This is a genomic window from Roseateles agri (assembly GCF_034043675.1).
Lineage (GTDB): Bacteria > Pseudomonadota > Gammaproteobacteria > Burkholderiales > Burkholderiaceae_C > KK5.
Genome location: NZ_JAXCLA010000003.1, coordinates 813,839 through 823,245, shown reverse-complemented (window position 1 = coordinate 823,245; position 9,407 = coordinate 813,839). Strand labels below are relative to the sequence as shown.

Here is a 9,407-nt window from a genome sequence, read left to right as displayed (position 1 = left end):
AAACCCTTAACAACAATCAAGGATCTAAACTCTTTCTTGTCGCGCCGATCAGTGATCAGCACAGAAGCGAGATTATGACCTGTTTTTTAAAACACCGTCAAGCATTTCTTCAAAATTCTTTCGAACATCTCAACAAGCCCGTTCGATCAAACTAGAAACGCCGGTTAGCCATACCACTGCCAACCAAATCCCTACCTCCTTCGCCGCACCCGCCGAGGCGGTTTGTGTGTAGCGAAGCCCTCTACTGTAGCACAGGAAATTCGGGTCAGACAAGTTCTCGCGAAGAAAGATGCTTCGGATACCAGCGGCTGAACTTGAACGCCCCGACCAGGGCCGCGATCGACAGCGCCACACCGACAGCCAACGGCAGCGCCGGCACATAGAGCATCAGCGCGTCGGCCGCCACCAGCACGGCGAAGGCTGCGAGCCATACCGCACTGAGCACGCGGTTAGCGCGCAGGAAGCGCGGAGTCGCCCAGACCGCCTCGGGCACGCGCTCCCTCGCATAGGGCAGCGTGAAGGGTCGATTCAACAGCAGCGACATCGCAACGATCGCGCACAGACCAATAATATCTACAGCGAGCCGCACACCCAGCACCGACCATCCACCCGCGTCCGTACCCAGCGCACAAACGGCCAACCCACCGAACAGCGCGGCGCTGCCCAGCTCCAGCAACTTCGCATGCCGGCCTGCCGTCAATGCATCGCGGACGACGAGAGCCAACGACAAGGCGGCGGCAGCCAGCAGTCCCGGCACGATGCCGGCGATGCGCTCGAGGCCGGCGAAGGCGATGAACGGCGCGAAAGCAAGGAGCAGACTTTTCATGCCTGGGCACCCCGGCCGAAGATCTCATCCATCCAGCCCACCGCTTCCTGCGCCAGGCGCAGCCGGTTCGCCACCTGCACATGACCATCGGCGCCGGAGGCCGCATCCAGCAGCACGAAGGACTTGCGCTCGGAGCGGATGTCGCGATGCCAGGCATGCGCCTGCGCCGCGAACACCTGCGAATCGCCACTGCCGAGCAGCGACAGGAAGGGCACGGTGACCCGGCTCGGGTCGGCCACCATCGCCGCCGTCTTCGGGATGAAGTCCTGCGGTTCCGTCACGCCCACCTTCCACATCGTCACCTGACGGCTGCGCTTGGCGGCGGCGCTGGCTTCCGGTGCGCCCGGCCGCATCGCCGCCTGAGCCGACAGTGCGAACAACTGCGCCGGGCTCGGGAACGGCGTGCTGGCAATCACGGTCGCGAAGCGATCGTCGTAGCCAGCAGCGCGGGCGACGAAGTAGCCGCCGAGGCTCAGGCCCACCAGCGCGATGCGGCCCGGCTTGGCGGCGAAGCGCTCGATCAGCAGATCAACGACGGCCGCGATCGGTTTCTCGGCCGTGGCTTCCCAGTGCAAGCCATCCGCCATCGTGACGCCCTGCCCCGGCAAGTCGACCAGGACGACCGAGTAGCCGCGGTCCAGCACATTGCGGCCCATCGTCAGGAACAGGTCTTCGTGGCAGGTATCCGCGCCGCCGATGATCAATACGATCGGTGCGTTCGCATCGGCATGTTGGAAGAAGACGCCGGGCAGCTGCTTGCCGGCATAGGGCACCTTGAAAGACGTCGCCGGCAGGCGCAGTTCGTCCATCGCCGCGGCGAACGCGCGCTGGTGTTTGGCGCACTGCTCGGCGAAGACCTTGCCGGGCGCGGCGAACTGCCAGGACGAACGCCAGGCCGCGAAGGCCTTCAGCCGCGCTTCGCCGGCGGCGCGGATCCAGCCACGGCGCTTCCACTCGTCGGCCTGGGCGTCGAGCAGCTCGGCGTAGTCGTTGAAGGCGCGCACCCAGCTGTCGCCGTCACCATCGGTGATCTGCGAGGCGATGTGGAAGGCCTGGCCGATGTCCAGTCCGCCGGCCGGTCCCCAGCCGAGCGCGGCCATGAAGAACAGATCCATATCGGGATCGTCGAAGCGGTACTTGCGGGCGAGGCGCTGGTTCGGGTGTGCGTCGGGGGTGGTGTCGTGATTCATGTCGAGGGCTCCAGTGATTGATCGCTGGCGCCGCTCATCAATTCATCCGATCGCCGCGCCATGCCGAAATAATATGAGCGGCACTCATGTTTTGAAACTCGCGTTTCCAGACACTCGCGAGGCGCAGAAAACCCCTTGAAGATCAGCGACTTGCCCGTCGCTCCCCGCGCCAGAAACTCGTCCCGATCAAACCAGGGCTCATGTTGAAGCCGCCGACAGCAAGCTGATTCAGCGCGGCCAAACAGCCTTCAGCAGCTCCGCCAGGCGCTTTCCCGCACGGGCCAGCTGCTTCGCTTGGATCTGATCGCGCAGCTTGATGTACGCCGCGCGGTCGCTGAAGGTGGCCGGCCAGTTCCTGCCGGACTTTGCGCCGAAGCGGATCGGCGCGAAGGCTGAGCGAGCCTGCACGATCGCCTCGCCGGCCCACGCGGCCGGCCAGGTGCCCATCGCGCCCCGACTCGCCGGCACGGCTCGTGCAGCAGCCAGCAAGGCCGCCGGCGTCAGGGTCGGGGCGTCGTCCCACTCGGCGTGCAGCTGGCTGTGGCCGACGCTCAGCACATTGCCGCCGACGGTGTCGGTGTCCGGATCGTGGCCGGTCTGGTCCGGATTCAAGGCGAGCCCGCCGGGCGACAGATAGACCGAGCCGACGTGCAAGGGCTGATGCAGGTCACCGACGAAATGCGCGATCAGGCGCAGCGCCTCCCGCTCGCCCTGCATACCGTCCGCAAAACGGAAGGGCGCCGGCACCGGCTTGTGCTGCAGCCGGGCCACCGCGGCGGCGATAGCGTGGACGACGTCGTAGGGCTCCGCGCCGACGAAGCCCGCGTCGTAGCGGTTCTCCTGGATCGGGATGTCGGCGAAGTGGAAAGCCTTGTGGCAGTTGCGCCGGCCACCGGCGTAGACGCAGTTGTCGTTGTTGCGGCGCACGTAGTCGGCCATCTCGGCGACGCCGGCCGGCGTGGCATCGAAGGCCGCGCAGTGGCTGTCGTAGTACATGTCCTTGACGTACTCGAAGTCCTGCTCCGGGTGGATGGACTTCGCGCAGTCGGCCCAGATCGCGGCCGTCTGCAGGGTGCCGCCGCTGCCAAGGATGCGCCGCACCTGGGCCGCGGCCGGCGTGCCCTTCAAAAGCGCATCGGCCACCGCGCCGACGTCGCGATGGCCTTCCGAGCCCCAGCCCCAGGCCGAGGCACTCAGACAGGACGCCAGCCAAAACAGCCATAACGCGCAGAATCGACGCATGCGCCGATTCTGCGCCTGCCGCGCCCCGAGCGCTTCGTCAGGCCGCGACGCGCTCCATCCGCGCCGCCGGCCGCGCTTCGTCGTCCGAGGAAGCCTTCTGCATCACGAAGTCGAAACGCACGCGCGTGAAGGGCTCGCGCACGTCCAGCGACTCGTAGCCGGCCGGGGCGGTGTTCGGCTCCAGCGTGACGACCAGGCCGTCACGCGTGGCGAAGGCGAAGTCGTCGTCGAGGAAGGTGTCGCCCGGGATGTTGACCTGCGTCGTCAGCGTGCGCTGGCCCTCGGCTGCAACCAGGAAATGGATGTGCGCCGGGCGATTGCCATGGCGGCCCAGTGCGCTGAACAGCTCCGAGGTCGGGCTGTTCGGCGGGATCGCATAGCCCGGCGGCACGAAGCTGCGGAAGCGGTAGCTGCCGTCGGCACCGGTGCGGATCTTGCGGCGCAGCGCGAAGTCCTTCTGGTCCGGGTCGAAGTGCGAGTAGCGGCCCTTCTCGTTGGCATGCCACACGTCCACCAGCGCGCCGGCCACCGGGCGGCCGTCCGTGTCGAGCACGCGGCCTTCCATCACCAGCACCTCGCCGCGCTGCGGCGCCTCGTCCACGCGCACTTCGCGCTCGCTCAGCGGCGCGCCGGCGATGTACAGCGGGCCCTCGATCGCGCGCGGCGTGCCGGCAGCGCGGCCGGCCTTGGCATCGGCCTCGTCCTCGCGGATGTCCAGCAGGCGGTCGAAGCCCAGGCCCGCGGTGATCAGGCCCATCTGGCCCGAGGCGCCCAGGCGGGCCAGCCAGTTGACGCCGGCCCAGAACTCGTCGGGGCTGACGTCCAGATCATCGATCGCGCGGAACAGGTCGCTGACGACGCGCTGCGCGACCTGGCGCACGCGCGGATTGCCTGCCGCGACCTGCGAGGTGTTGACCAGTTCGAGCAGTTGCTCTTGGGTGAATTCGGCCATCGTTTTGTCTCCGGTGTGGGTGGGTGAGTGAACAGGAATTCAGTTCGCGGTGATTGCCGACGCAATCGCCGACGGGTGCTGCGCCAGCGGCGTCACCTGGATCTGCATGTAGGGGAACAGCGGCAGCTGCGACAGCAGCGTGTGCAGTTCGTCGTTCGATTCGACGTCGAACACGCTGTAGTTCGCGTACTCGCCGACCACGCGCCACAGGTGCCGCCAGCGCCCCTCGCGCTGCAGCCCCTGCGAATAGGCCTTCTCGCGGGCCTTGATCGCATCGGCCTCGGCGGGCGCCAGCGTGGCCGGCAGCTTCACATCCATGCGGACGAGGTAGAGCATCGTTTCAATCCTTCACTGCGGTGGCGGCCTTGCTGTTGCGGCCGAGATCGACGTGGACGGCCTGCAGGCCCTGGCGCGCGCGGTCGAAGCGGTCGAGCCGCTCGGGCACCACGTCCACGCCGAAGCCCGGGCCGTCCGGGAAATGCAGCTCGAAGTCGCGCAGCGTCATCGGCGTGCTGACGATGTCGTCCACCAGCAGTTGCGGGCCGAACAGCTCGCAGCCGTGGTCGCGGCCTGCCAGCGTGGCGAACACATGCGCCGACGCGGCGCTGCCCAGCGAGGTCTCCAGCATCGTGCCGCCGTACCAACCGATGTCGGCCGCCTCGGCGATCGCCGCCACCGCGCGGGTGCGCACGAGGCCGCCGTGCTTGGCCACCTTCAGCGAGAAGACATGGCAGGCGCGTTGCTGCGCCAGCTGCAGCGCGTCCTGCGGTGAGCAGACCGTCTCGTCCGCCATCAGCAGCGCATCGGTCGGCAACGCGGCCGTCAATGCGCGCAGCGCCTCCACGTTCCACCGCGCTACCGGCTGCTCGATCAGCGTGACGCCGCTGGCGACCAGCGCCGGCAGATGACGGCGCGCGGTGTTGCCATCCCAGGCCTGGTTGATGTCCACGGTCAGGCTCGCGCGGCCGGCCAGCGCGCGGGCGATGCGGCCCACGTGGGCAATGTCGTCGGCGGCAGCGCGGGCGCCGATCTTCAGCTTGAAGACGCGGTGCCGCCGCGCGGCGAGCATCGCCTCGGCCTCCTCGATGTCCTTGGCGGAATCGCCGCTCGCCAGCGTCCAGGCCAGCGGCATGCTCTCGCGCACCTTGCCGCCGAGCAGGCTCCAGGCCGGCACGCCCAGCGTGCGCGAGACCGCATCCACCGCCGCCATCTCCACGGCGCCCTTGGCAAAGTGGTTGCCCTTGCAGACCGCATCCATCCGCTGCAGCAGCGCCTCGAAGCGCGATGCGTCCTGGCCGGCCAGCGCCGGCCCCAGGTAGCTCTCGATCGCATGCAGGATCGATTCCGGTGATTCCTCGTTCCAGGACGGGCCGCCGATCGTCGCCGCCTCGCCGAAGCCCGTAGCACCGTTGCGCAGCCACAGCTGCACGATCACCGGGCTCTGCCGGCTGATCGCGCCGAACGAGAACTTGTGCGGGCGGATCGTCGGGATGTCGAGGATCCGTGCCTGGATGCGTTCGATCTTCATCATGCTGCTCATGCGCTGCACTTTGGCCGCGATCGTTCGTCCGGACAATTGATATATTTCGCACGATTCAATCGACCATATCGAACGATGGAACTGCGCCAACTCCGCTACTTCCTGAGCCTCGCCGAGACCGAGCACCTGACCCGCTCGGCCGAGGCGCTGTTCGTCTCGCAGTCCACCTTGTCGCACGGGCTGCGCCAGCTGGAGGACGAGCTGGGAATGCCGCTGTTCGACCGGCTGGGCCGCGGGCTCAAGCTCTCGCAGGCGGGCGCGGTCTTCCGCGACCACGCCGCGCGCACTTTGCAAGAGGTGGAGGCCGGGCGCATGGCGCTGTCGGACCTGGCCGGCCTGCAGTCGGGCGAGCTGACGATCGGCGTGATCCCCACCTTCCTGACCCACTTCGTGCCGGACGCGGTGGCCGCCTTCAGCGCCGCCTATCCCGGTGTGCGCGTGATGGTGCGCGACCTGCGCGCCGGGCCGATCGAGGAGCTGCTGGTCGCCGGGCGGCTGGACCTGGGCATCTCCTTCCACCCCGGCGCGGTCGACGAGATCGAGGCGGAGACCCTGTTCGAGGAGCGGCTGCAGCTGGTCGTCCACTCGCGGCATCCGCTGGCCAAGCAAAGCAGCCTGCGGCTCAAGGACCTGAAGGACCAGCCGCTGGCCCTGCTGCCGCGCAGCTTCGCCACGCGGCGGATGATCGACGCGGCCTTCGCCGAGGCCAAGCTGGTGCCCGACGTGCGGGTGGAGATGGAATCGGTGGAGGCGCTGCTGCGGTGCTGCCGGCGCGGCGCGCTGGCGACGATCGCCGCCGATCACGCCGCCTCGCAGGCCGGTGCCGGCATGCGCGCGCTGGAGCTGACGCAGCCGCAGACGGTGCGCCGCGCCGCCGTGCTGTGGCGCCGCGGCGGCTCGCGCAGCGCGGCGGCGCGGGAGTTCGTGGCGCGGCTGCATCCGGCCATCGCTGCCGCCTGAGCGCGCGTCAGGCCGCCGCGCCCAGGTGGTGGTAGCCGCGGTTGAAGTAGGCCAGCCCCGCCCCGCCCTGCTCGCCCAGGCGCAGCGCGCGCAGCTCCGCGTAGAAGATGCTGTGCGTGCCCACCTCGTGCACCTGCACGATCTCGGCGTCGAAGTTCACCAGCACGCCGTCCAACGCCGGCGCACCCGTGTGCAGTGCCGTCCACGGCGCGCGGGCGAAGCGCTCGGCCATCGTCACCTCGCGGTTGGCGAACAGCCCCGACAGCGCCTCCTGCGTCGACGCCAGTACGTTGACACACAGCACGCGGTTCTCGACGAAGAAGCGGTGCGCGAAGGACGAGCGGTTCATGCAGACCAGCAAGGTCGGCGGCTGGTCCGTCACGCTGCAGACGGCCGAGGCGGTGAAGCCCGCGGGTCCGGCCGGGCCGTCGGTCGTGATCACGTTGACGGCGCCGGCCAGCAGGGCCATGCCATTGCGGAAGTCGGTCGTGGCAATCATCGGTTTCGCTCCTCAGACATCCAGCACCAGGCGGCTCGAGCGTGCGCGCGAGCAGCAGGCCATGATCTGGTCGTGGGCCTCGCGCTCGTCCTCGGTCAGGTAGACGTCGCGGTGATCGCACTCGCCTTCCAGCACCGTGCAGACGCAGGTGCCGCAGACGCCCTCCTGGCAGGACACCTCGATGCGGATGCCGATGCCCGCCAGCGCCGCCACGATCGTCTGCCCCGGCGCGACGCTGACCGTCTTGCCGCTGGCCTGGGCCACGACCTCGAAGCCGCCGCCACTGGTGTCCACCTCCGCGCCGAACAGCTCGCGGTGCATCTGTGCCTTCGGCAGCGCGGCGGCCTCCATCACCGCGTCCATGAAGCCGGCCGGGCCGCAGACGTAGAGCTGCGTGCCCTCGCGCCCGCAGCGGTCCAGCACCGCCGCCGGGTCGATGCGGCCGCCGCCCACGCTGAAGTGGAAGCTGACGCGATCGGCGAAGGGTGCGGCCTTCAACTCGTCGACGAAGCCGCCCGACGAGGGCGAGCGCAAGCAGTAGTGCAGCTCGAAGGAGGCGCCGGCCGCCGCCAGCGCATGGGCCATCGCGATCATCGGCGTGATGCCGATGCCGCCGCCGACCAGCACCGAATGCCGCGCGCCGGCCACCAGCGGGAAATGGTTGCGCGGCCGGCTGATCGCGAGCTGGACGCCCTCGCCCAGCACCTCGTGCACTGCCTGCGAGCCGCCGCGCGAGGCCGCATCGCGCAGCACGCCCAGCCGGTAGGCCCGGCGGTCGGCCGGATCGCCGCACAGCGAATACTGGCGCACCAGGCCCGAGGGCAGGTGCACGTCCACATGGGCGCCGGCCTCGAAGGGCGGCAGCGCGGCATCGTCCACGCCGGCCAGGTCCAGCACGACGACGTTCTCGCCCTGCTGCCGGCGGCGGCGGACAACGACCTGAAGGGTGTCAGCTTGCATAACGACTTACCTCATCAGCGCATGAAGATGCCGCCGTTGACGTCCCAGGCCGCGCCGGTGGCGAAGCCGGCCTGCGGGGACGCCAGCTGCACGACCAGCGATGCGACGAAGTCCGGATCGCCCAGGCGCTTGACCGGGATCATCTCGATCAGCTTCTCCAGCTTCTCCGCCGGCACCGCGGCGCGCACCGAGGGCAGCTCCATCGGCCCCGGGGCGATTGCGTTGACGGTGACGCCGTCCGCCGCCAACTCGCGGGCGAAGATCTTGGTCAGGGTCAGGATGCCGGCCTTGGACGAGGCGTAGTGCGCGCCCGAGGCCGTGCCGCCGTTCTGCCCGGCCAGCGAAGCGACGTTGACGAGCCGTCCGTAACTCGATTGCCGCATCGCCGCGCCGAAGACCTGGCAGCCGAGGAAGGTGCCGCGCAGATTGATGCGCAGCACCTCCTCGAACTCCTCGGGCGTGATCTGCATCACCGGCGTGGTCAAGGTGATCGCGGCGTTGTTCACCGCCACGTGCAGCGGGCCCCAGCGCTCGGTGACAGCCGCCAGCGCCGCCTCGAAGTCGCTCTTGTGGACGACGTCGAGCTTCAGGCCGAAGGCCGTGTCGCCGCTGGCATCCAAGGTGGCGGCCGCTTGGGCTGCGGCGGCCGCGTCGCGGTCGGTCAGCGCCACGCGATAGCCGCCGCCGTGCAGCGCACGGGCGATGTACAGGCCCAGGCCGTTGGCCGCGCCGGTGACGAGTGCCGTCTGCATGCTGCTCACAGGATGTAGCCGACGCTGGTCAGCGTGTCGGTCGAGTTGATCAGCCGCACGATCTTGCTGCGGATCTTGAAGCCGTGGTCGCCGCCGCGCTGCAGGGTGTAGGTGATGTCGGCCGTGTGCTGGCGCAGCTTGTCCTTGCGGAACTCGCGCAGGTCCTGCGCGCAGCGGACGGTGATCGCGTCGCCGCCTTCTTGCAGCACGCGCAGCCGCGAGATGCTGCGCACGGTGCGCGCCGTCGGCGTCGTCGAGATGGACTCGCCGCTGATCAGCCGCTGCACGCGCTTGGCGCGCATCGCGGCGTCGTCGTAGGCGTAGTTCAGCGTGTTGGCGAAGTCGGTCTCCTTCGGGTCGATGGGGATCACGTACTCGCCGTCCGCGGTCCAGAGGTTCAGCCAGCCGTCGTATTCGGCATGGTCCAGCATGTCGCCTTCCATCCAGATGAAGGCGCTGGCTTGTTGGAGCAGTTCGGTGTTCATC

General features: G+C 68.8%; 11 protein-coding genes. 1 reads left to right on the top strand and 10 read right to left on the bottom strand.

Features of this window, described 5'->3' with window-relative positions; genetic code table 11:
- Positions 1 to 265 precede the first annotated feature (265 nt).
- The 6 genes from SNE35_RS12095 to SNE35_RS12070 form a co-directional block, all read right to left on the bottom strand.
- Positions 266 to 826, bottom strand: coding sequence for a hypothetical protein (locus tag SNE35_RS12095; protein ID WP_320423139.1), 561 nt, complete (start codon positions 824 to 826; stop codon positions 266 to 268).
- The gene (locus SNE35_RS12090; protein WP_320423138.1) at positions 823 to 2,016 is read right to left on the bottom strand and encodes an alpha/beta hydrolase family protein; all 1,194 of its coding nucleotides are present in this window, start codon (positions 2,014 to 2,016) and stop codon (positions 823 to 825) included. The genes SNE35_RS12095 and SNE35_RS12090 overlap by 4 nt, the downstream gene beginning before the upstream one ends.
- 228 nt (positions 2,017 to 2,244) lie before the next feature.
- The gene (locus tag SNE35_RS12085; protein WP_320423137.1) at positions 2,245 to 3,258 is read right to left on the bottom strand and encodes a S1/P1 nuclease; all 1,014 of its coding nucleotides are present in this window, start codon (positions 3,256 to 3,258) and stop codon (positions 2,245 to 2,247) included.
- A 37-nt stretch (positions 3,259 to 3,295) separates the two neighbouring features.
- Positions 3,296 to 4,210 (bottom strand): dioxygenase family protein, encoded by a 915-nt coding sequence (locus SNE35_RS12080; protein WP_320423136.1) that lies wholly within the window; start codon positions 4,208 to 4,210, stop codon positions 3,296 to 3,298.
- Positions 4,211 to 4,249: 39 nt separating this feature from the next.
- A complete protein-coding gene (gene catC, locus SNE35_RS12075; protein WP_320423135.1) occupies positions 4,250 to 4,546 on the bottom strand; it encodes a muconolactone Delta-isomerase in 297 nt (98 codons plus the stop codon).
- 4 nt (positions 4,547 to 4,550) lie between these two features.
- On the bottom strand, positions 4,551 to 5,750 hold the full coding sequence (locus tag SNE35_RS12070; RefSeq protein ID WP_320423134.1) for a muconate/chloromuconate family cycloisomerase: 1,200 nt from the start codon (positions 5,748 to 5,750) through the stop codon (positions 4,551 to 4,553).
- 75 nt (positions 5,751 to 5,825) lie between these two features.
- Here SNE35_RS12070 and cynR point away from each other — a divergent pair, with 75 nt between their 5' ends.
- A complete protein-coding gene (cynR, locus tag SNE35_RS12065; protein ID WP_320423133.1) occupies positions 5,826 to 6,710 on the top strand; it encodes a transcriptional regulator CynR in 885 nt (294 codons plus the stop codon).
- A 7-nt stretch (positions 6,711 to 6,717) separates the two neighbouring features.
- Here the strand turns inward: cynR and SNE35_RS12060 are convergent, their stop codons facing one another.
- The 4 genes from SNE35_RS12060 to SNE35_RS12045 are packed head-to-tail and all read right to left on the bottom strand — an operon-like array spanning position 6,718 to position 9,406.
- On the bottom strand, positions 6,718 to 7,209 hold the full coding sequence (locus SNE35_RS12060) for a flavin reductase (RefSeq protein WP_320423132.1): 492 nt from the start codon (positions 7,207 to 7,209) through the stop codon (positions 6,718 to 6,720).
- 12 nt (positions 7,210 to 7,221) lie between these two features.
- Positions 7,222 to 8,169, bottom strand: coding sequence for a PDR/VanB family oxidoreductase (locus SNE35_RS12055; RefSeq protein ID WP_320423131.1), 948 nt, complete (start codon positions 8,167 to 8,169; stop codon positions 7,222 to 7,224).
- 14 nt (positions 8,170 to 8,183) lie between these two features.
- Positions 8,184 to 8,921, bottom strand: a complete 738-nt coding sequence (locus SNE35_RS12050; protein WP_320423130.1) for an SDR family NAD(P)-dependent oxidoreductase — start codon at positions 8,919 to 8,921, stop codon at positions 8,184 to 8,186.
- Positions 8,922 to 8,926: 5 nt separating this feature from the next.
- A complete protein-coding gene (locus tag SNE35_RS12045) occupies positions 8,927 to 9,406 on the bottom strand; it encodes an aromatic-ring-hydroxylating dioxygenase subunit beta (RefSeq protein WP_320423129.1) in 480 nt (159 codons plus the stop codon).
- Position 9,407 lies beyond the last annotated feature (1 nt).

Excerpts from the sequence above, each read along its gene's own strand:
- SNE35_RS12090 (WP_320423138.1), bottom strand. The coding sequence starts at position 2,016 with ATGAATCACGACACCACCCCCGACGCACACCCGAACCAGCGCCTCGCC.
- cynR (WP_320423133.1), top strand. The coding sequence starts at position 5,826 with ATGGAACTGCGCCAACTCCGCTACTTCCTGAGCCTCGCCGAGACCGAG.
- SNE35_RS12050 (WP_320423130.1), bottom strand. The coding sequence starts at position 8,921 with ATGCAGACGGCACTCGTCACCGGCGCGGCCAACGGCCTGGGCCTGTAC.
- SNE35_RS12085 (WP_320423137.1), bottom strand. The coding sequence starts at position 3,258 with ATGCGTCGATTCTGCGCGTTATGGCTGTTTTGGCTGGCGTCCTGTCTG.
- SNE35_RS12070 (WP_320423134.1), bottom strand. The coding sequence starts at position 5,750 with ATGAGCAGCATGATGAAGATCGAACGCATCCAGGCACGGATCCTCGAC.
- SNE35_RS12080 (WP_320423136.1), bottom strand. The coding sequence starts at position 4,210 with ATGGCCGAATTCACCCAAGAGCAACTGCTCGAACTGGTCAACACCTCG.
- SNE35_RS12095 (WP_320423139.1), bottom strand. The coding sequence starts at position 826 with ATGAAAAGTCTGCTCCTTGCTTTCGCGCCGTTCATCGCCTTCGCCGGC.
- catC (WP_320423135.1), bottom strand. The coding sequence starts at position 4,546 with ATGCTCTACCTCGTCCGCATGGATGTGAAGCTGCCGGCCACGCTGGCG.
- SNE35_RS12045 (WP_320423129.1), bottom strand. The coding sequence starts at position 9,406 with ATGAACACCGAACTGCTCCAACAAGCCAGCGCCTTCATCTGGATGGAA.
- SNE35_RS12055 (WP_320423131.1), bottom strand. The coding sequence starts at position 8,169 with ATGCAAGCTGACACCCTTCAGGTCGTTGTCCGCCGCCGCCGGCAGCAG.
- SNE35_RS12060 (WP_320423132.1), bottom strand. The coding sequence starts at position 7,209 with ATGATTGCCACGACCGACTTCCGCAATGGCATGGCCCTGCTGGCCGGC.